This window comes from Mycobacterium sp. NGS49, from assembly GCF_059812565.1.
In genome coordinates this window covers 35,048-55,941 of record NZ_JCALCX010000021.1, presented here as the reverse complement: position 1 = coordinate 55,941, position 20,894 = coordinate 35,048, and the positions used below count along the sequence as shown (strand labels likewise).

Genomic DNA, 20,894 nt, shown 5'->3' with positions numbered 1-20,894 from the left:
GTCCCCGCAGCCTGGGAGTTAACAGATGAACGTCGTCGACATATCGCGGTGGCAGTTCGGCATCACGACCGTCTACCACTTCCTTTTCGTGCCGCTGACCATCGGCCTGGCCCCGCTGCTGGCAATCATGCAGACGGCGTGGACCGCGACCGGCAACGTCGCCTGGTACCGGCTGACGAAGTTCTTCGGCAAGCTTTTTCTGATCAACTTCGCGATCGGTGTGGCGACCGGGATCGTGCAGGAATTCCAGTTCGGGATGAACTGGAGCGAGTACTCGAAATTCGTCGGCGACGTCTTCGGCGCGCCACTGGCCATGGAAGGCCTGCTGGCCTTCTTCTTCGAGTCGACTTTCCTGGGCCTGTGGATTTTCGGATGGAGCCGGTTGCCGCGCCTGGTACACCTGGCCTGCATTTGGATCGTCGCCATATCGGTGAACGTCTCCGCGTTCTTCATCATCTCGGCGAACTCGTTCATGCAGCACCCGGTCGGTGTGCACTACAACCCGGAAACCAAACGCGCCGAGTTGAACAACATCGTGGCGCTGCTCACCAACAACACCGGGCTGACCGCGTTCAGTCACACCGTGACCGGCGCGCTGCTGACCGCCGGAACGTTCGTCGCCGCCGTCAGCGCATGGTGGCTGGTCCGGTCGCAGACCACCACCGTGGGCCCCGGCACCCGGGCGATGTACCGGCCCGCCACCGCGCTGGGCTGCTGGGTGGTGTTGCTGGCCACCGTCGGCCTGTTCTTCACCGGCGACCACCAGGGCAAGCTGATGTTCCAGCAGCAACCGATGAAGATGGCGTCCGCGGAATCGTTGTGCGACACCCAGGTCGATCCGGACTTCTCCATCCTGACCGTCGGCCGGCAGAACAACTGCGACGCCCTCACCCGTGTCATCGAGGTGCCGTACGTGCTGCCCTTCCTTGCCGAAGGCAAGACCGAGGGTGTCCAGTTGCGGGGTGTGCGCGACCTCCAGCGGGACTACGAGCAGCGATTCGGACCAAATGACTACCGCCCCAACCTCTTTGTCACCTACTGGTCGTTCCGGGTGATGATCGGGCTGCTCGCGATCCCGGTGCTGTTCGCCTTGCTTGCACTGTGGCTCACCCGGGGTGGACGTATTCCCGACCAGCGCTGGTTCGGCTGGTTCGCGCTGCTGACGATCCCCGCCCCGTTCCTGGCCAATGTCGCCGGATGGGTGTTCACCGAGATGGGCCGTCAGCCATGGATTGTCGCCCCGAATCCCACCGGGGACCAGAACGTTCACCTCACGGTCGCGGCCGGCGTCTCACACCACACCCCCGGCATGGTCGTCACCTCGCTGGCGACCTTCACGCTGGTCTACGCGGTTCTGGCGGTCATCTGGTTCTGGCTGCTCAAGCGCTATATCGCCGAAGGGCCGCAGGAACACGACGCCGAACCGGCCGCGCCGCCGCCGCAGGACCGGGAAACCGAGCCCGAGCAGGTCAAACCCCTGTCCTTCGCCTACTAGCAGAGCCCGAACGGAGCTGACACATGAACCTGCAACAGCTGTGGTTCGGCCTCATCGCGGCGCTGTTTCTGGGCTTCTTCGTCCTGGAGGGATTCGACTTCGGGGTGGGCATGCTGATGGAGCCTTTTGCGCGGGTCAGCAAGGGTGACCGCGAAGCACACCGGCGCGCCGTGCTCAACACCATCGGGCCGGTGTGGGACGGCAACGAAGTGTGGCTGATCACCGGTGGGGCGGCGATGTTTGCCGCATTCCCCGGCTGGTACGCCACCGTGTTCTCGACGCTGTACCTACCGCTGCTCGCGATCCTGTTCGGAATGATCCTGCGCATCGTGTCCATCGAATGGCGCGGCAAGGTCGATGACACCAAATGGCGTGGCTGGGCCGACTTCGGCATCGCGGTCGGGTCCTGGCTGCCCGCGATCCTGTGGGGCACGGCGTTCGCGATCCTGGTGCGCGGCCTGCCGGTGGACGCCGACGGGCAGGTCAACCTGTCGATCGGCGATGTGCTCAACCCCTACACGCTGCTGGGCGGGGTGGCCACCGCCGCATTGTTCCTGTTTTACGGTGCACTGTTCGTGGCGTTGAAGACCGCCGGCGGCGTCCGCGACGACGCCCACCGATTCGCTCGGTGGTTTTCCCTGCCGGCCACGGCTTTGGTTGCGGGCTTCGGGGTTTGGACGCAACTGGCCTACGGTAAGCAGTGGACCTGGGCGGTGCTGGGCGTGGCGGTCCTGGCCCAGCTGACCGCAGTGCTGCTGGCGTGGCGGGGAGCATCCGACGGGTGGGCGTTCGTCTGCGCCCTGCTGGTGGTGGCGAGCGTCGTGGTGTTGTTGTTCGGCTCGCTGTTCCCCAATCTGGTGCCATCGACGCTGAACAGCCAATGGAGCGTCACGATCTACAACGCCTCCTCGACGCCCTACACGCTGAAGATCATGACCTGGGTGGCCGCGATCATGACGCCCCTGACCGTGATCTATCAGGCCTGGACGTATTGGGTTTTCCGGCAACGTATTTCGGCTGACGGAATACCCCCCTCGATCGGTCTCACCAGGCGCCCGTCCTGACCGAGCAAGGCTCTCGGGCACCACTGGACCCACGGCTGTGGCGGGCATCGGGCGCGCTGCGGCGCTATCTGGTCGCCGAAGTGGCCTGTGGAGTGGTGATCAGCGGTTGCGCGATCGGCTCGGCCGTCGTCCTGGGGCCCGTCGTCGCTCGGGTGGCAACGGATCCCGCTGCGCGCCATGTGCACGACTGGCTCGGACCGCTGTCGATCCTGCTGGGGCTATGGGCTTTCCGCGGGGTCGCGCACTGGCTGCAGGCAAGGTTGGGGCAACGCGGGGCCAGCGCGGTGATCGCCGATCTCAGCGGCCAGGTGCTGACCGCGGTGACGGGCCGTCAACCCGGTGAGCTGGCAACTCAGCGTGACGCCGCCGCGGTGGTGGTAACCCGGGGCCTGGACGGCTTGCGCCCGTACTTCACCGCCTATCTGCCCACTTTGCTGCTGGCCGCGATCCTGACTCCGGCCACCGTGGCGGTCATCGCCTGGTACGACGTGAAGTCGACAGTCATCGTGGTAGTCACGTTGCCGCTCATACCGATCTTCATGGTGCTGATCGGACTGGCCACGGCGCAGCGATCGGCGGCCTCGCTGGAAGCCATGACCACGCTACAATCCCGCCTGCTTGATTTGATCGCCGGCATCCCCACCTTGCGCGCGCTGGGGCGCGCGTCGGGCCCCGAGCGTCGCATCACCGAACTCAGCGCCGCACACCGCCGTTCGACGATGGCGACCCTGCGGATCGCGTTCCTGTCGGCACTGGTGCTGGAACTCCTGGCCACCCTGGGCGTGGCCCTGGTGGCTGTCGCCATCGGCCTGCGCCTGGTCTTCGGCGAGATGAGCCTGACCGCCGGCCTGACCGTGCTTCTCCTGGCGCCCGACGTGTACTGGCCGTTGCGCCGTATCGGGGTGGAATTCCATGCCGCCCAGGACGGCCGGGCCGCGGCCGACAAAGCCTTCGCCCTCATCGGCGAACCGGCGCCCGAAGCGCCCGGACAGCTGACGGTCACCGCGCGCGGAGCGCAGATCCGCATCGAGAGCCTCAGCGTTGCCGGCCGGGACGGCTACTCGCCGCGGGACCTCACCGCGGTCATCGAACCGGGTCAGGTGACCGTGCTCACCGGAAGCAACGGCGCAGGCAAGACCACCACGCTGCAGGTGATCGCCGCCCTCACCGCGCCGTCGTCGGGCGGGATCACCGTGGCCGGAGTCGACATCAGGGCCCTGGCACCCGACCGGTGGTGGCCCCAGGTGGCCTGGCTGGCTCAACGTCCGGTGCTGGTGCCGGGCACCGTCCGGGAGAACCTGGAGCTGTTCGGCGGCCTCGACGATCTTGAGAGTGCCTGCGCCGCAGCGGGATTCGATTCAGTATTGGCCGAGTTGGCTGGGGGACTGGATACCGTCCTGGGCCGCGGCGGCGTCGGGCTGTCGCTGGGGCAGCGACAACGGCTTGGCCTGGCGCGGGTACTGGGGTCGCCGGCGCCGGTGTTGTTGCTCGACGAGCCCACCGCGCACCTGGACGCCGTCACGGAGGATCGGGTGCTGGCCGCCATCGTCGCGCGGGCCCGTGCCGGGGCAACGGTGCTGGTCGTCGGGCACCGCGAGCGGGTTATCGCGATCGGCGACCGCGTCGTCGGCGTGGTCGCCGGAAACGAGGCGCGTTATGCGCCGGTCTGATCCCCTGCGACAAAGCGCGGACCTGCTGCGGCCCCGCCTGCCCCGCCTCCTTGCGGCCATCACGCTGGGTGTGCTGGCGCTGGGCAGCGCGCTCGCGCTGGCCGGAGTCTCGGCATGGCTGATCACCCGGGCGTCGCAGATGCCGCCGGTGCTGGACCTGTCCGTCGCGGTCGTCGCCGTGCGCACCTTCGCGATTTCGCGGGGCGTGCTGCGCTACTGCGAGCGGTTGGTCACCCACGACGCCGCACTGCGGGCCGCCGGCACGGCACGCGCGCAGATCTACCATCGGCTGGCCACCGGCCCGGTCGCCGGCGCGGTGCGGCTGCGCAGCGGCGAGTTGGTCGCCCGGGTCGGCGCCGATGTGGACACGCTGGCCGACGTGCTGGTGCGTGCGCTGGTGCCGGTCGGTGTCGCGACGGTGCTGTCGTTGGCAGCCGTCCTGGTGGTCGCAGCCATCTCCTGGCCGGCCGCGGCGGTGCTGGCGGTGTGCCTCATGGTCGCCGGCGGGATCGCGCCCTGGCTGGCGGGACGAGCCGCCGCCACCCAGGAAACCATTGCCCGCCAGCATCATTCCCAGCGCGACAACGCCGCGATGCTGGCACTGGAACATGCGCCCGAACTTCGGGTGGCGGGCGCCTTACCGAAGGTCATCGCCGAGTCCCAGCAACGGCAACGAGACTGGGGCGCTGCGTTGGACGCCGCCGCCAGACCGGCCGCGTTCGCCGAGGCGCTGCCCACCCTCGCGACCGGAATCAGTGTGATCGGCGCGGTGGTGGCAGCCCTCGGGATGGCGCCCGCCGCGGCACCGACGACCCTGGCCGTGCTGATGTTGTTGCCCCTGTCGGCCTTTGAGGCCGCCGGCGTGCTGCCGGCCGCCGCGGTCCAGCTGACCAGGTCGCGAATTGCAGCGCGCCGCCTCCTGGACCTGGCGCCACCGGCCGTCGGCAGCAGCGCGGGACGCGTTTCACCGGCGCGGCCACTGGGCCGGTTATCCGCACGAGTGGATTTCGGCCACGCTGGGGCACGCATCCAGCACGCCACTATCGACCTGCCGCCGGGGGCCCGGCTCGCCGTGACGGGCCCCAGCGGGTCCGGCAAGACGACCCTGCTGATGACGTTGGCCGGGCTGTTGGCGCCGGTACGGGGTGAGGTGACGCTGGACGGAATAGATCTGCAAACCGTTCGCGAAGACGAATTACGGCGCACCATAAGCTTTTTCGCAGAAGACGCCCATATTTTCGGCACCACGGTCCGGGACAATCTCTTGGTGGCCCGCGGTGACTGCGACGACGTGGAACTAACGGCGGCCCTGCATGCGGTGGGGTTGGGCGGCTGGCTGTCCGGCCTGCCGGAGGGCCTGTCGACCGTTCTGACCGCCGGCGCCCAGGCGCTCTCCGCCGGCCAGCGCAGACGGCTGTTGCTGGCCCGAGCGGTGCTCTCCCCCGCATCGATCCTGCTGCTCGACGAACCGACCGAACACCTCGATGCCGCAGCTGCCGACCGGATCCTGCGTGCGCTGTTGGCCGGTGACACGGCTTTGCTGCCGGCGACCAGAACCGTGGTGGTGGCAACCCATCACTTGCCCGGCGGCGTCGACTTCGCCGTTACCCAGGTTGGCGGCGCGGCGTGAAACCCCGCGGCGGCTAACGGTTCGGCGGGGGAAAGTATTTCAGCACGCCCTCTTGCACGACCGTGGCGACGACCTGCCCGGAACGATCGAAGAAGTGTCCGGTACCCAGGCCGCGGGAGTCGGCGGCGACCGGCGACGAGGTCGAGTACAGCACCCAGTCGTCGAAATTGACCTGGCGGTGAAACCACACCGTGTGATTGGCCGACGCCGCAAAGATGCGGTCGTGTCCCCACGACAGTCCGTGCGTGGTGACCACCGAATCCAGCACCGTGGTGTCCGAGGAGTACAGCATCGTCGCGGTGTGCAGCACCGGATCATCGGGCAGCGCACCCGCTGCCTTGAGCCAAACCCGGTTGTAGGCAAGATTTTCGCCTTTGTCGCGCATCACCCAGGACGGGTCGTTGGTGTAGCGCCAGTCGACGGGTTGCAGTGCGTTGACGAACAGCGGGACGGTTTTCTCGTAGCCGCGCAGCAATTCGCCGATCGGCGGCACTGTTTCCGGCTCGGCGACCGGCGGGGGTTCGATGCCGTGCTCGAGACCGCGCCCGCCGGCCATGTAGGAGATCATCGCCGAGGCGAGCAGGGTGCCGTCCTGCACCGCATCGACGCGCCGATTGGCGAACCGCCGCTCGTCGCGCAGTCGCAGGACGTGGAACTCGATGTCCTTGGCGGTGTTGCCGCCGTTGATGAAATGCATCGACAACGCGCTCGGTGGCAGATGCTTACGGGTCAGTGTCCGAGTACTCGCGATGAATGACTGCGCGACCAGCAGACCGCCAAAGGTGCGCATCGGGTTCTTGCTGGGATGAGATCCGGTGAACCGGTCGTCGGCACCACCGTTGAGGTCCAGCACCTCCAGCAGCTCGTCGAAGTCGGACACGCTGTTAGACGTCGTCCTCGCCAATGCGGTGGACGTGAATCAGGTTGGTGGATCCCACGGTGCCGGGAGGCGCACCGGCGACGATGACCACCAGGTCCCCTCGCTTGTAGCGGCCGAGCTCGAGCAGCGACTTATCCACCTCGCGGATCATGCCGTCGGTGGACTTCATGTGCGGGACGATGAACGTCTCGGTGCCCCACGTCATGGCCAGCTGGCTACGGACCTCCGGCAGGTCGGTGAACGCCAGCAACGGCAGCGGCGTGTGCAGGCGGGCCAATCGTCGCACCGTGTCGCCGGATTGGGTGAACGCCACCAATGCCTTGGCGTCCAGCCGTTCGCCGATGTCGCGCGCGGCATAGGAGATCACGCCGCGTTTGGTGCGGGGCACATGGGTCAACGGTGGCGCGGCCGTCGAGTTCCCCTCGACCGCGCACACGATCCGCGACATCGTCTTGACCGCCTGCAGCGGATACTTGCCCACCGACGTCTCCCCGGACAGCATGAGGGCGTCGGCCCCGTCGAGGACCGCGTTGGCGACGTCGGAGGCCTCGGCGCGGGTGGGACGCGAATTCTCGATCATGGAATCGAGCATCTGGGTGGCCACGATGACGGGCTTGGCGTTCTCCCGGGCCATCTGGATGGCCCGCTTCTGCACCAGCGGCACTTCCTCCAGCGGCAGCTCGACACCCAGGTCGCCGCGGGCCACCATCACCGCGTCGAACGCCAGCACGATCGCCTCGAGATTGTCGATGGCTTCCGGCTTCTCCAGCTTGGCGATCACCGGCACCCGTCGCCCCACCCGGTCCATCACCTCGTGGACCAGTTCGACGTCGGAAGGCGAGCGCACGAAGGACAGCGCGACCATGTCGACGCCAAGCTTGAGCGCAAACGTGAGGTCGTCGATGTCCTTCTCGGACAGCGCCGGCGCCGAGACGTTCATGCCGGGCAGCGAAATCCCTTTGTTGTTGCTGACCGGACCGCCCTCGGTGACCTTGCAGACCACGTCGTCACCTTCGACGCGCTCGACAACCAGACCCACCTTGCCGTCGTCGACGAGCACACGGTCGCCGGCAGTCGCATCCTCGGCCAGTCGCTTGTAGGTGGTGGAGACGCGATCGTGGCTGCCCTCGCAGTCGGCGACCGTGATGCGGACGGTTTCACCGTCGGCCCAGTACGTGGGCCCGCTGGCGAACCGTCCGAGCCTGATCTTCGGGCCCTGCAGGTCGCACAAGACGCCGACGGCGCGGCCGGTGGCGTTGGAAGCGCGGCGAACACGGTTGTAGGCGGCTTCATGGTCCGGATAGTCGCCGTGGCTGAAGTTCATTCGGGCGACATCCATTCCGGCTTCGACCAGGTCACGGACCAACTCGTCCGTGGGGGTGGCCGGGCCGAGGGTGCAGACGATCTTTCCGCGTCTAGTCACGACGACAAAGCATAGTCGCGCCGGATGGCATCAGGATGACTGGAATGCGCGAGGCGCGCGCAGTGGTGAGCCTCGAGGGTGCGGCCAGCTTCACGTTCGGCGTGGCGAATGTGCCGCCAGCTTCACGTTCGCGGCCGGCGACGGAGGGGGTGGCCTACGTCAATCAGCCGCTCAGGACGGTCGGCACCAACGGAAAACCCGGCAGATTGCGCACCACGGTCCACACCGTCGCAGCAACCAGCAACGTGACCGTCGTCGGTATCGGCAACCACGAGCGGCCGCTTGACCGGCGTACCAGGACCCAGCCCGCCAACAGCGGGATCAGGATGAGCACGAAGGCGTTGTCGTAGACGGCGGCCGTCAGGTGACCATGCAGCAGATCGTGTGTCATTCGCAGCCCACCGCAGGCCGGACAGTTCCAGCCGGTGAGAAATTTGAAAGGGCATTGCGGATAAACCGAATTCGGTTCGTGCGGGTCGGCGATCCCGATGTAGGCCAAGGCGCCGGCGAGCAGGACGGCGGATCCTGCGCCGATGTACTTCGGTGCCGCCGGAGCGGGTGGGTCAGGTTCCATCGCGCAATGGACGACCCTGCGGATCGGTGACTTTGTCGGTGAGGATGAGCACCGCGTCGATCACGCCCCATATCCAGGCGCCGAGCCCGCACGTCACCCAACCGACGATCAATTGCGCGACACCCAACCCCACGTACCCCGCGTAGATGCGTCCGACGCCCACGAAACCGAAGAGTCCGAGCAGCTGCAACAGGCCCGCGACGGTCTTCGACTTGTCCGAATATGGTTGCCCGGTCACCGGGTGCCGGCCGTACGGCGCCGAGGGGTCGTAGCCGGCCCCATACGGCGGATACGACGGATACGGCGACGGAAAAGGCGGCGGCGGATACCCGGGTTCCGGTTGCGGAGGTCCCGGCTCGGGCGTGCCGGGCCACGGCTGGTCAGTCACGGTTTCAGCATGCCAGATGCCGCCTTTCGCCGCCCGATGGCCCAACTACGAACGCTGTCTTCGGAGCCGTAATCGCCACCGCTGACGCGCTGTGCCGGTGGTGTCGGTGTCCGCAGCGGAGATCGGAGGCGGGACGTCCCCGGCGCTGTCGGACTCGGCGCTCTCGGACTCGGTGCTTTCGGACTCGACTTCCTCGGACACGGTGTCGCCGGCCTCGGACTGCGCCGCCTCAGGTGCCGCAGACTCGAGCTCATCCGGTGACTCGCGCTCATCCGGTGACTCGAGCTCATCCGGTGACTCGACCACCTCCGCAGCGCCGGCTTCCTCGGCGTCTTCGGCTTCGTCGGTATCTGCGGCCTCGACCCCAGAGACTTCCGGCTCGGCTTCGACGGCCTCTTCTTCTTCCGCAGCCGCTTCGGCTTCCTCGGCGTCCTCGGTCGCTACCGCACCGGCACCACCGCTAAGCAGCGGATGACCACCGCCCTCAGTAGTCGCCGCGGGGGCCTGGCCGGCCTGTTCTCCGTCTCCGGCAAAACCTTGGCCTTCCTCCGGGTCCACGACCTCCGATTCCGCCACCTCGACTACCTCGGCGTCGGGGTCGGGTTCGGCATCCTCCGGCACCTCCTCGGCTTGATCAGCCTGGTCCGCCGTCACCGGCTCGTCCGTGGCGGCCTCAGCCTCGGCCTCGTCGGTGTCCTCGCGCGCAATATCCGCCTCGGCCGGCTCGCCCTCGTCGGCCCCGACTGCGACCTCATCGAGAACCTCGGCCTCGGCGGCGGGTTCGGCATCCTCCGGCACCTCTTCCACTTCCACCGCGTCGACGTCCGGGGTCTCGGCCGCGGCTTCTGTCATCTCGGCTTCATCAGCCTGGTCCATCATCACCGGCTCGTCCATGGCGGCCTCAGCCTCGGCCTCGTCGGTGTCCTCGGACTCGACGTCCGCCTCGGCCGGCTCGGACTCCTCGGCGTCGACGACGTCAGGCAGCTCGGAGTCCTCGGGCTGCGCGTCGCCGGCCTCGTCGGTGCCCTCGGGCTCGACATCCACCTCGGCCGGCTCGGACTCCTCGGCGTCGACGACGTCAGGCAGCTCGGAGTCCTCGGGCTGCGCGTCGCCGGCCTCGGCCACCGCGGCCTGCGCAACCTCCGTTTCCGGCTCCTCGTCGGGCTCGGCGGCGACCACCGCCGTTTCCGGCTCGCCACCCCCGTCAGCGCCGTCGGCACCGCCGGCTGCCGTAGCCCCGGCCGCCGCGGCAGCAGACGCGACAGCCGCCAGCTCCTTGTCCGGCTCGGGTTCGGGCTCCAAAGCCTCCTCAGCGTCGTCGGCCCCGCGGCCGCGCAACAAAGCCGGATCCTCGCGACCCTTCGGGGCCAGGATGATGTAGACCACCGCGCCGATGAAGACGAACGTCGATGTGAACGTATTGATCCGGATGCCCGCGAGGTGCGTCGCGTTGTCGTCGCGCAGCAGCTCTACGCCGAATCGCCCGACGCAATAGAGCGCGACGTAGGAGGCGAACAGCCGCCCGTGCCCCAGGGTGAAACGCCGGTCCAGGTACAGCAGGACGCCGAATACCAGTACATTCCAGATCAATTCGTAGAGGAACGTCGGCTGGACGACGAGCGCCACCTGTCCCGTCGAGACACCGTCGAGCGAATGGACGTCGACATATCCCGCCGGGTCGCGGCGGTAGAAGATTTCCAGACCCCACGGCATCGTGGTTTCGCGCCCGTACAGCTCCTGATTGAAGTAGTTGCCGAGCCGTCCGATCGCCTGGGCCAGCACCACGCCCGGAGCTACCGCGTCGATGAACGCGGGCAACGGAATTTCATGGCGCCGGCAGCCGATCCACGCGCCCACGACGCCGAGTGCCACCGCGCCCCAGATGCCCAGGCCGCCGTCCCAGATCCGCAGCGCCGCACCGAGTCCGGCACCACCGGGCCCCCAATAGGTCTGCCAGTCCGTGGCCAGGTGGTAGAGGCGGCCGCCGACCAAACCGAACGGCACCATCCACAGCGCGATGTCGTAGACGATGCCCCGTTCGCCGCCGCGGGCGGCCCAGCGCCGGTCTCCGATGAGCAAAGCCACGACGATGCCGGTGATGATGAAGAACGCGTAGGCGCGAATCGGCAGCGGCCCCAGGTGCCAGACACCGCGCGGCGGGCTGGGGATGTAGGCGAGGTAGGTCTGCGACATCGCTGACGTCATGCGGACTTCCTCTGGCGCACGCCGGCGGCGAGTTCCTCGGTGAGGGCACGCAGCGCGGGCAGCCCCTCCCCCAACGCCGACACCAGCGCCGATCCGACGATCACCCCGTCGGCGTAGCTGCCGATCTGTGCCGCCTGCTCTCCCGACCGCACGCCCAGGCCGACCCCGACGGGTATGTCGGCCACCGCCTTCACCCTCCGCACCAGTTCAGGTGCGGCCGTCGATACCGCGTCACGCGCCCCGGTGACTCCCATCGTCGAGGCCGCGTAGACGAACCCGCGCGACGCCTCGACCGTGGTCACCAACCGTTCGGGCGTCGACGACGGCGCGACCAGAAAAATGCGATCCAAACCGTGCTCCTCGGAGGCGGTAATCCACTGCGCCGCCTCGTCGGGGATGAGGTCGGGAGTGATCAGCCCCTCGCCTCCCGCTGCTGCCAGGTCACGCGCGAACGCGTCGATTCCATAGCGCAGCACGGGATTCCAGTAAGTCATCACTACAGCATGGCCACCCGCGGCGCTGATCGCCTCGACCGCGGTCAGCGTGTCGCGCACCCGGACGCCCCCACTCAACGCCTGCTCGGTGGCCCGCTGAATGGTGGGGCCGTCCATCCCCGGGTCGGAGTATGGCACTCCGACTTCGATGATGTCGCAACCGGATTCCACCAGTGCGGTCATGGCCTGCAACGATGTCGGCACATCCGGATAGCCGGTCGGCAGGTAGCCGATCAATGCCGCTCGATCGTCCCTGCGGCAGGACTGGAACACGGGCCCCAGTCTGCCGGCCGCGCTCTGCTGCACCGTCATCACTTGTCCATCAGGCCGAACCACCTGGCGGCGGTTTCCACATCCTTATCGCCGCGGCCCGACAGATTCACCACAATGACCGCGCCCCTTCCCAATTCGGCACCCAACTGCAGCGCCCCGGCCACCGCATGCGCGGACTCGATTGCCGGGATGATGCCTTCCGTGCGCGACAGCAGGCTGAACGCGTCCATCGCCTGGGTGTCGGTGATCGGCTCGTACTGAACGCGTCCCGCGTCTTTGAGCCAGGCATGTTCCGGGCCCACCCCGGGGTAGTCCAAACCCGCTGAGATGGAGTGCGATTCGATGGTCTGCCCGTCCGGGTTCTGCAACAGGTAGGAGAATGAACCCTGGAAAGCGCCGGGCGACCCGCCGCTGAACGTCGCCGCGTGCCGGCCGGTTTCGACGCCTTCACCGGCCGCTTCGTAGCCCACCAACCGCACGCCGGGATCGTCCAGGAAGGCATGGAAGATACCGATCGCGTTGGATCCCCCACCTACGCATGCGACGACCGCGTCGGGCAACCTGCCCGCCTGGTGCTGGATCTGCACGCGCGCCTCCATGCCGATGATGCGCTGGAAATCGCGCACCATGGTCGGGAAGGGATGCGGACCGGCGGCCGTACCGAAGCAGTAGTAGGTGTTGTCGGCATTTGTGACCCAGTCCCGGAACGCCTCGTTGATGGCGTCTTTGAGGGTTCTGGATCCGGTCTCCACCGAAACGACCTGCGCACCGAGCAGCCGCATCCGGGCCACGTTGAGCGCCTGGCGCGCGGTGTCGACCGCGCCCATGTAGATGATGCACTCCAAACCCATCAGCGCACATGCGGTGGCCGTGGCGACGCCGTGTTGACCGGCGCCCGTCTCGGCGATGACCCGGGTCTTGCCCATCCGGCGGGCCAGCAGCGCCTGACCCAGCACATTGTTGATCTTGTGAGAACCGGTGTGGTTCAGGTCTTCTCGCTTGAGAAAGATCCGGGCCGCCCCCGCATGCTCACCCAGCCGGGTGGTTTCGTACAACGGCGACGGGCGACCTGCGTAGTGCGTCTGCAGCTTGTCCAGGGTGTCCAGGAAATCCTGGTCGACGCGTTCCTTTTCGTAGGCGACGGTGACTTCCTCGATGACCGCCATCAGCGCCTCGGGAACGTAGCGGCCGCCGTACACGCCGAAATGGCCGCCGGCGTCCGGGTCGTAGTGGGTGCGTTCGACGATGGCGGCGCTGGTGCGCGGAACATCCGGACTCGAGAGATCTGCCATTACCAGGACTCAGCGCGTGCGCAGCACATCAAGGGCTAGCGGGCCGGTTTCGGACATGAGGGATGAGTTCCCGCGGTGACCAGATCGGCGACCGCGGCCCGTGGGTCACCGCTCTTCACCAAACCTTCACCGACCAGTACGGCGTCCGCGCCCGCGCCCGCGTACGCCAACAGGTCGCCGGTGTGACGCACGCCGGATTCGGCGATTCTGATCACCTTGCTGGGCAGTCCGGGGGCGATCCGCGCGAAACAGTCCCGGTCGACCTCCAAGGTGGTGAGATCGCGCGCGTTGACCCCGATGACATTGGCGCCGGCCTTCAGGGCACGGTCGGCTTCCTCTTCGGTGTGCACCTCGACGAGCGCGGTCATGCCGAGGGACTCGGTGCGGTCGAGCATCGACACCAGGGCCGACTGGTCCAGCGCGGCGACGATGAGCAACAACATGTCGGCACCGTGCGCGCGGGCCTCGTGGATCTGGTAGGGCTGCACGACAAAGTCTTTGCGCAACACCGGAATCGACACCGCGGCGCGCACCGCGTCGAGATCGTCGAGCGATCCGTTGAACCGGCGTTCCTCGGTCAGCACACTGATGATCCGGGCGCCGCCATCCTCGTAGGCGCGGGCCAGCTTCGCCGGGTCGGCGATGGTCGCCAGTGGGCCCTTCGACGGACTGGCGCGCTTGACCTCGGCGATCACGCCGATACCGGGCTCGCGCAGCGCGGCCATCACGTCCAGCGGCGGCGGAGCGGCGGCCGCGGCGGCCTTGATTTCGGAAAGACTCACGCGGGCTTCGCGCGCGGCAACATCGGCCCGGACTCCCTCAAGAATGGAGTCAAGCACGTTGGCCGGACTCATACCTGCGGTTCCTTCCTCCTGTAACCCACTGTGACTCTGGGTCACCCCACGCTCGCCAACCGATTTCGACGGCGTGAAAGAAGGGTAGCGACCCTCACGACGGGGTCCGTCACCGCCCCTAGGTGTCCGAGTCACGCGGGCGATCGGTAAGGTCGCGGCCCTCGTCGAGAGCGTCCCAGATCATGCGCTCCGAGAGCTGCGGCTGCCCGTCCTGCGCCTGCGACCGACCCTCGATCTGTGTCCCGTCGATTTCGCGCGCCGCTGAGCGACGGGCCCCGGGCGCCAGGTATTTCGTGCCGCCCGACCGGGTGCCGGCGAGCGCCGACGCCGAGCGCATCAGCAACGCCGCGGCGATCAGAGTGCACACCCCGGCCAGCACAGTGGCCACCGCACCGGAGTACTGACGTGCGCTGCCTACCAGCGTCGCCACCGGCACGTGCGCAAGATCGGCGCCGCGCGCCGCCACATCCGGTACGGCCCAGAGACTGACGCCCAGGTAGCCGATCGCGAAGCTCACGGCCGCCAGCAGTGCCGCCAGCGCCCGCAACTGCCAGCCGCGCACCGCCAACGCCGCCACCGCGGCGACCAGGTTCACGATCGCCAACGGCAGCAGTGCGGTCGACCAGGATGCACCGGACAAGGCGATTTCCTTGGGCGGGCCCAGCCCGTCGAAAGATCGGACGACGACCCAGGTCAGCCGCGAGGCTCCCCAGAGCGCACCGGCGGCGACCACCAGCAGCAATTGGGCGCCACCGACGATGAGCCGGCCGCTACGCGGATTTTCAGCCACCGCCGTCACCGGGCACCGGGACGGTCAGCGTTTCGGCTGCGGCGATCGCGTTGAGCACCGCCCGCGCCTTGTTCCTCGACTCGTTGTATTCGTACGGGCCGTTGGAGTCGGCGACCACGCCGCCGCCCGCCTGGACGTAGGCGGTGCCGTTGCGCATGAGCGCGGTCCGGATCGCGATCGCGAAGTCCGCGTTACCGGCGAAGTCGAGGTAGCCCACCACACCGCCGTACAGACCCCGGCGCGTCTTCTCGACTTCCTCGATGAGTTCCATCGCGCGGACCTTCGGTGCACCGGACAGGGTGCCGGCCGGAAAGCACGCCGTCACGGCATCGAGGGCGCTCCGGCCGTCGGCCAGCAGTCCCGTCACGGTGGAGACCAGGTGCATCACGTGGCTGTAGCGTTCGATGTGGCTGTAGTCCTCGACGCGGACGGTTCCCGGGGTACAGACCCGGCCCAGGTCATTGCGGCCCAGGTCCACCAGCATCAGGTGCTCGGCGAGTTCCTTCTGGTCGGCCAACAGCTCCTTTTCCAGCAGCACGTCTTCTTCTTCGGTCTCCCCACGCCACCGTGTTCCGGCGATCGGATGGGTCGTCGCCCGTCCGTCGTGCACCGTGACCAACGCCTCAGGACTGGAACCGACGATCGAAAAGTCAACCGTGCCTTGACTGTTCGGAATCTGTAACAGGTACATGTACGGGCTGGGATTACTCACCCGCAGCATCCGGTACACGTCGATCGGATCGACGTCGGTGTCCATCTCGAAGCGCTGCGACGGCACGACCTGAAAGGCTTCGCCGGCGGCGATCTGTTCCACCAGGTAGTCCACGATCGCGCCGTACTCCTCGACCGTGCGCTGGGCGCGATGCACCGGTTCGGGCTTGCTGAAGGTGGATACCGTCGACGGCAGCGGTTGGCCCAGCGCCGCGGTCATCACGTCAAGCCGCGCGACCGCGTCGTCGTAGGCCCAGTCGACCCGCTCGTCGGTGCCGTTCCAGTTCACCGCGTTGGCGATCAGGGTGATGGTGCCCTCGTGGTGGTCCACCGCTGCCAAATCGGTGGCCAGCAGCAACAGCATGTCCGGCAGCTGCAGGTCGTCGACGGCCAGCTCGGGCAGGCGCTCGAGGCGCCGCACCATGTCGTAGGCGAAGTAGCCGACCATGCCCCCGGACAGCGGCGGGAGCCCCGGCAGGGCTGCGGTTGCCAGCACCTCCAAGGTGGCGCGCAGCGCGTCCAGCGGGTCCCCGCCGGCGGGGGCATCCTTGGGCACCGCGCCCAGCCACACCGCCTGCCCGTCTCGCACGGTCAGCGCCGTCGGCGCCCCCGCGCCGATTAACGACCAGCGCGACCACGACCGGCCGTTCTCGGCCGACTCGAGCAGGAAAGTGCCCGGTCGGCCGGCGGCGAGCTTGCGGTACGCAGACAGCGGAGTCTCGCTGTCGGCCAGAACCTTGCGAGTCACCGGGACCACTCGGTGCTCGGCCGCCAACACGCGGAAGTCCTCCAGCGTTGTGGTGGCTGCGAGGTCGGCGTGCACCGGACCATCCAATCAGATTGTGTGGTGACACTCCGCGTAGCGTGACGGCCATGAGAATTGGTGACACCGTGGCCGACTTCGAGCTTCCCGACCAGACGGGCACGCCGCGCAAACTCAGCGACCTGCTCGCCGGCGGGCCGGTGGTGCTCTTCTTCTACCCGGCGGCGATGACGCCGGGCTGCACCAAAGAAGCCTGCCACTTCCGCGACCTCGCCTCGGAATTCGCCGCCGTGGGCGCCAACCGGGTGGGTATCAGCACCGATCCGGTGGAGAAGCAGGCCAAGTTTGCCGGCGCCCAGAAATTCGACTACCCCCTGCTGTCGGACACCGAGGGCACCGTGGCCCGGCAGTTCGGTGTCAAACGCGGCCTGCTGGGCAAGCTGATGCCGGTCAAGCGCACCACGTTCGTCATCGACACCGATCGCACGGTGCTCAACGTGATTTCCAGCGAGATCAGCATGGACACCCACGCCGACAAGGCACTGGAGACGCTGCGCGGGCGTTGAGCCCGGCGCGGCGGGCCCGCCGTCACGGGCTGATCGCCAGGAACAACCAGGCGGCCAGCACCACCAGATGTAGCTCGCCTTCCAACCGGGTGGCCCGGCCGGGCACCACGGTGAGCACGCTGATCACCGCGGTAAGCGCCAGCAGCACCAACTGGGTGGCTCCGAGCCCTAATATCAGCGGCCCACTGATCCAGATCGAAGCCAGCGCGATCGTCGGGATGGTCAGCCCGATGCTGGCGATCGCGGAGCCGTAAGCCAGATTGAGGCTGGTCTGTATGCGGCCCTGGCGCGCGGCGCGGCCGGCGGCCAGGGTCTCCGGAAGCAGCACCACCAGAGCGATCACCACGCCGACGAACGAGTGCGGAAAGCCGACGGCAGCCACCATGCGCTCCAGGATGGGCGACTCCACCTTGGCCAGACCCACCACCGCCACCAGCGCCAGCAGCAACAGCCCGAGGCTCGCCAGCGCCGACCTCGTGCTCGGCGGGTCCGCGTGGTTGTCGTCTTCGACCGCGCCCTTCTGCGCCACCGGGAGAAAGAAGTCGCGATGCCGAACGGTCTGGGTGAAGACGAACATCAGATACAGAGCCAATGCGGCGACCGCGGCGAACGTGAGCTGGCCCGGAGAGAACTCCGGCCCCGGATGACTGGTGGTGAAGGTCGGCAACACCAGGCACAACGTCGCCAGGGTGGCGACAGTTGCCAGTGCCGAGCCACTGCCGTGCGCGTTGAACTGCGTCACGCCGTAGCGGCGGGATCCCAGCAGCAACGACAACCCGACGATGCCGTTGGTGGTGATCATGACCGCGGCGAACACCGTGTCGCGCGCCAACGTGGCCGCCTTGTCGCCGCCGGAGGTCATCAGCGTCACGATCAGCGCTACCTCGATGACGGTCACCGCGACGGCCAGCACCAATGAGCCGAACGGTTCGCCGACCCGGTGCGCGACCACCTCGGCGTGATGGACCGCGGCCAGAACGGCACTCCCGAGCAGCACCGCCGCCACGCCGGCCACCACCGGCCCGATCTGCTGGCCCCAGGTAACCGCCAGGGCCAGGAGAGCGATCGGCGGCGCGACGACGTTCCAGGACAGACGCTTGACCAACGATCACTCCTCGTTTCGCTCGGCATGACGATTGCAGCGCGTCGGGTCGCCGTCTCGCCTCAGTAGCATGCTCACATGCCGACCAGCGCTGACAGAGGACCCGCCCCGGGCCTGCAGGAAGGCGAGCTCTTCGCCGGTTACACCATCGTGCGGCGACTCGGTGCCGGCGGAATGGGTGAGGTGTACCTGGCGCAGCACCCGCGCCTGCCCCGCCAGGACGCTTTGAAGGTATTGCCCGCCGAGTTCACCTCTAACCTGGAATTCCGCGAGCGATTCAACCGCGAGGCCGACCTGGCCGGCAGCCTGTACAACGAACACATCGTCGGCATTCACGACCGCGGCGAGTACCAGGGGCAGCTGTGGCTGTCGATGGACTACGTGGAGGGAACCGACGCCGCCCGACTGCTGCGCGACCGATACCCGTCCGGGATGCCGCTGCCGGAAGTGGTCGAGATCGTGACGGCGGTAGCCGATGCGCTGGATTACGCGCATTCCCGAGGCTTGCTGCATCGCGACGTCAAACCGGCCAACATTCTGTTGGGCAATGCCACCGCGCGGCGGCGGATCCTGCTCGCGGATTTCGGCATCGCGCGCGAACTCGGTGAGATCAGCGGCCTCACCGCCACCAACATGATGCTGGGCACCACCGCCTACTGTGCGCCGGAACAGCTTCAGGGTTCCGATCTCGACGGGCGCGCCGACCAGTACGCGCTGGCCTGTACCGCGTATCAGTTGCTGACCGGAAGCGCTCCGTTCCAGCACTCCAACCCTGCCGTGGTGATCACCCAGCACCTGTCGTCGCCGCCGCCGCTACTCAGCGAGCGACGACCGGAATTGGGCTACCTCGATCCCGTCATCGCCAGGGCGCTGGCCAAGGACCGCTCGGCGCGTTTCGCGTCCTGCTCAGATTTCGCCGCCGCGCTGGCCGCGCAGCCCGGCACGGTCGCGGCGCCCGTCGACACGGCGCCCGTCGAAGCGCCCACCCAGGTGATCCCGGCGCCGAAGCCCACCGGCCGTCGCCGCGCCCCGATCATCGCCACGGTGGTAGCCGTCGCGTTGGTGGCGGTGGCCGCAATTCTCGCGGTGATGGTGATGCGCGGACATTCGGGCGGACAGCAGGCAGCGGGCAACTCGAGCCCGGACGCCGGCGCCTCGCTTACGGGCACCGGCGCGGCTCCCCCGGCGCTCAAACTGGCCGACCAGATCACCGATCAGGCTCACGTGCTGGGACCCGGCGAACGCCTGCTGATCGAGCGTGCCGTCAATAGGCTTTACCAGGGGCAAGGGACTCGACTCTGGGTCGTCTACATCAATGACTTCGGTGGCGTCAAACCTGCGAAATGGACCGAAGACGTGATACGCGCCAATGGTTTGGCCGACACCGACGTCCTGCTGGGCATCACGACCGACCGGCCGTATTTCGTCTTCCACGTGCCGGCGGCGGTCACCGCGGGCCGGGCCATCGACCTCGAGGTGCTCCGCCGGGACCGCATCAAGCCGGACGTGGAACGCCGCGAATGGACCCGGGCGGCGCTGGCCGCGGCCACCGGCTTGGATGTGCCTGCCGGCTAACGTTCGGGTTCCAGCAGCACCGCGGCGTCGAAGCAGCTGTGATCACCGGTGTGGCAGGCTCCCCCGACCTGGTCGACGGTCAGCAGCACGGTGTCGCCGTCGCAGTCCAGGCGCACCGAGTGCACCCGCTGGGTGTGACCCGAGGTCTCCCCTTTGATCCATTGCTTGCCGCGGGACCGGGAAAAGTAGGTCGCCTCGCGGGTTTCCAAGGTGCGGGCCAGGGCGTCGTCGTCCATCCAGGCCACCATCAGTACATCGCCGCTGCCACGCTCCTGCACGACGGCGGTGAACAATCCGTCGGCATTGCGCTTCAACCGCGCGGCGATCGTCGGGTCGAGGGTCATGCCGGGGTGATCCGCACCGTGATGTCCTCGGCCGCCATGGCGGCCTTGACCTGTCCGATCGTTAGCTCCCGGAAGTGAAAGACGCTGGCCGCCAACACCGCATCCGCCCCGGCGTCAACCGCCGGTGCGAAGTGCTCCGCTGCCCCGGCCCCGCCGCTGGCGATCACCGGCACGGTGACGGCCGCTCGTACCGCGCGCAGCATGGCCAGGTCGAAACCGGCTTTGGTGCCGTCGGCGTCCATCGAGTTCAGCAGGATCTCCCCCACGCCCAGTTCGGCGCCCCGAGCCGCCCACTGGACGGCGTCGATCCCGGTCCCCCGCCGCCCGCCGTGGGTGGTGACTTCCCAACCCGACGGCGTCGGCGCCGATCCCTCCGGTACCGTGCGCGCGTCGACGGACAAGACGATGCACTGGGAACCGAATTGCCTTGCCATCTCGGCCAATAGATCCGGTCGGGCGATGGCGGCGGTGTTGACCGAGACCTTGTCGGCACCGGCCCGCAGCAGCGTGTCGACGTCGGCGACGGTGCGTACCCCACCACCGACGGTGAGCGGGATGAACACCTGCTCGGCGGTGCGGCGCACCACATCGAGCATGGTGGCCCGGCCCGAGGAGGACGCGGTCACGTCGAGAAAGGTGAGTTCGTCCGCACCCTCGGCGTCGTATGCAGCCGCCAATTCGACGGGATCACCCGCATCCCTCAGGTTTTCGAAGTTGACGCCCTTGACGACGCGGCCCGCGTCGACGTCCAGGCAGGGGATCACGCGCACCGCGAGCCCGTCACCGGAGTGATGCTGCATC

The 20,894-nt window shown here is 67.9% G+C and carries 19 protein-coding genes; 6 read left to right on the top strand and 13 right to left on the bottom strand.

All coding sequences use genetic code 11. From position 1 onward, the window contains the following. Nucleotides 1-25 precede the first annotated feature (25 nt). From AC5Y7D_RS21190 to cydC, 4 genes are read left to right on the top strand one after another with little or no spacing between them, the layout of a single operon-like run. Entirely contained in the window at nt 26-1,495 is a 1,470-nt protein-coding gene (locus tag AC5Y7D_RS21190; protein ID WP_499927399.1) for a cytochrome ubiquinol oxidase subunit I, read from the top strand. Between the two features lie 23 nt (nt 1,496-1,518). After that, entirely contained in the window at nt 1,519-2,559 is a 1,041-nt protein-coding gene (gene cydB, locus AC5Y7D_RS21185; protein ID WP_499927398.1) for a cytochrome d ubiquinol oxidase subunit II, read from the top strand. Nucleotides 2,560-2,615: 56 nt separating this feature from the next. Beyond that, nucleotides 2,616-4,229 (top strand): thiol reductant ABC exporter subunit CydD, encoded by a 1,614-nt coding sequence (gene cydD, locus AC5Y7D_RS21180; RefSeq protein ID WP_499927487.1) that lies wholly within the window; start codon nt 2,616-2,618, stop codon nt 4,227-4,229. Beyond that, entirely contained in the window at nt 4,216-5,859 is a 1,644-nt protein-coding gene (cydC, locus tag AC5Y7D_RS21175) for a thiol reductant ABC exporter subunit CydC (RefSeq protein ID WP_499927397.1), read from the top strand. Before cydD ends, cydC begins: the two co-directional genes overlap by 14 nt. A gap of 13 nt (nt 5,860-5,872) precedes the next feature. On the opposite strand, the gene AC5Y7D_RS21170 is transcribed toward cydC, so the two are convergent. The 10 genes from AC5Y7D_RS21170 to AC5Y7D_RS21125 form a co-directional block, all read right to left on the bottom strand. Continuing rightward, complete coding sequence (locus tag AC5Y7D_RS21170) at nt 5,873-6,739, bottom strand: acyl-CoA thioesterase II (protein WP_499927395.1); 867 nt, start codon at nt 6,737-6,739, stop codon at nt 5,873-5,875. Between the two features lie 4 nt (nt 6,740-6,743). Beyond that, nucleotides 6,744-8,162, bottom strand: coding sequence for a pyruvate kinase (gene pyk, locus AC5Y7D_RS21165; protein WP_499927393.1), 1,419 nt, complete (start codon nt 8,160-8,162; stop codon nt 6,744-6,746). 163 nt (nt 8,163-8,325) lie between these two features. Beyond that, the gene (locus tag AC5Y7D_RS21160; protein WP_499927392.1) at nt 8,326-8,736 is read right to left on the bottom strand and encodes a DUF2752 domain-containing protein; all 411 of its coding nucleotides are present in this window, start codon (nt 8,734-8,736) and stop codon (nt 8,326-8,328) included. Continuing rightward, nucleotides 8,726-9,124 carry an NINE protein gene (locus tag AC5Y7D_RS21155; protein ID WP_499927391.1) on the bottom strand — a complete coding sequence of 133 codons (399 nt, stop codon included), beginning with the start codon at nt 9,122-9,124 and terminating at the stop codon, nt 8,726-8,728. Before AC5Y7D_RS21155 ends, AC5Y7D_RS21160 begins: the two co-directional genes overlap by 11 nt. A 45-nt stretch (nt 9,125-9,169) precedes the next feature. Next, nucleotides 9,170-11,317: a prolipoprotein diacylglyceryl transferase gene (locus tag AC5Y7D_RS21150; RefSeq protein ID WP_499927485.1), complete on the bottom strand. Its 2,148-nt coding sequence runs from the start codon at nt 11,315-11,317 to the stop codon at nt 9,170-9,172. Between the two features lie 8 nt (nt 11,318-11,325). Next, on the bottom strand, nt 11,326-12,138 hold the full coding sequence (trpA, locus tag AC5Y7D_RS21145; RefSeq protein ID WP_499927390.1) for a tryptophan synthase subunit alpha: 813 nt from the start codon (nt 12,136-12,138) through the stop codon (nt 11,326-11,328). After that, on the bottom strand, nt 12,135-13,388 hold the full coding sequence (gene trpB / locus AC5Y7D_RS21140) for a tryptophan synthase subunit beta (protein WP_499927389.1): 1,254 nt from the start codon (nt 13,386-13,388) through the stop codon (nt 12,135-12,137). Before trpB ends, trpA begins: the two co-directional genes overlap by 4 nt. A gap of 35 nt (nt 13,389-13,423) precedes the next feature. Beyond that, on the bottom strand, nt 13,424-14,242 hold the full coding sequence (gene trpC, locus AC5Y7D_RS21135) for an indole-3-glycerol phosphate synthase TrpC (RefSeq protein ID WP_499927387.1): 819 nt from the start codon (nt 14,240-14,242) through the stop codon (nt 13,424-13,426). Between the two features lie 118 nt (nt 14,243-14,360). Further along, nucleotides 14,361-15,002, bottom strand: coding sequence for a TIGR02234 family membrane protein (locus AC5Y7D_RS21130; protein WP_499927483.1), 642 nt, complete (start codon nt 15,000-15,002; stop codon nt 14,361-14,363). A gap of 22 nt (nt 15,003-15,024) precedes the next feature. After that, entirely contained in the window at nt 15,025-16,566 is a 1,542-nt protein-coding gene (locus AC5Y7D_RS21125) for an anthranilate synthase component I (protein WP_499927385.1), read from the bottom strand. A gap of 50 nt (nt 16,567-16,616) precedes the next feature. Between AC5Y7D_RS21125 and AC5Y7D_RS21120 the strand changes: the two genes are divergently transcribed. Further along, a complete protein-coding gene (locus tag AC5Y7D_RS21120; RefSeq protein ID WP_499927383.1) occupies nt 16,617-17,072 on the top strand; it encodes a peroxiredoxin in 456 nt (151 codons plus the stop codon). Nucleotides 17,073-17,094: 22 nt separating this feature from the next. Here AC5Y7D_RS21120 and AC5Y7D_RS21115 read toward each other — a convergent pair whose 3' ends face one another. Beyond that, nucleotides 17,095-18,177, bottom strand: coding sequence for a calcium:cation antiporter (locus AC5Y7D_RS21115; RefSeq protein WP_499927381.1), 1,083 nt, complete (start codon nt 18,175-18,177; stop codon nt 17,095-17,097). A gap of 75 nt (nt 18,178-18,252) precedes the next feature. On the opposite strand from AC5Y7D_RS21115, the gene AC5Y7D_RS21110 reads away from it, so the two are divergent. After that, nucleotides 18,253-19,749: a serine/threonine-protein kinase gene (locus AC5Y7D_RS21110; protein ID WP_499927379.1), complete on the top strand. Its 1,497-nt coding sequence runs from the start codon at nt 18,253-18,255 to the stop codon at nt 19,747-19,749. Here AC5Y7D_RS21110 and hisI read toward each other — a convergent pair. Beyond that, complete coding sequence (gene hisI, locus AC5Y7D_RS21105; protein ID WP_499927377.1) at nt 19,746-20,093, bottom strand: phosphoribosyl-AMP cyclohydrolase; 348 nt, start codon at nt 20,091-20,093, stop codon at nt 19,746-19,748. The two genes, AC5Y7D_RS21110 and hisI, sit on opposite strands and share 4 nt — an antisense overlap. After that, nucleotides 20,090-20,893 carry an imidazole glycerol phosphate synthase subunit HisF gene (gene hisF / locus AC5Y7D_RS21100; RefSeq protein ID WP_499927375.1) on the bottom strand — a complete coding sequence of 268 codons (804 nt, stop codon included), beginning with the start codon at nt 20,891-20,893 and terminating at the stop codon, nt 20,090-20,092. The genes hisI and hisF overlap by 4 nt, the downstream gene beginning before the upstream one ends. Nucleotide 20,894 lies beyond the last annotated feature (1 nt).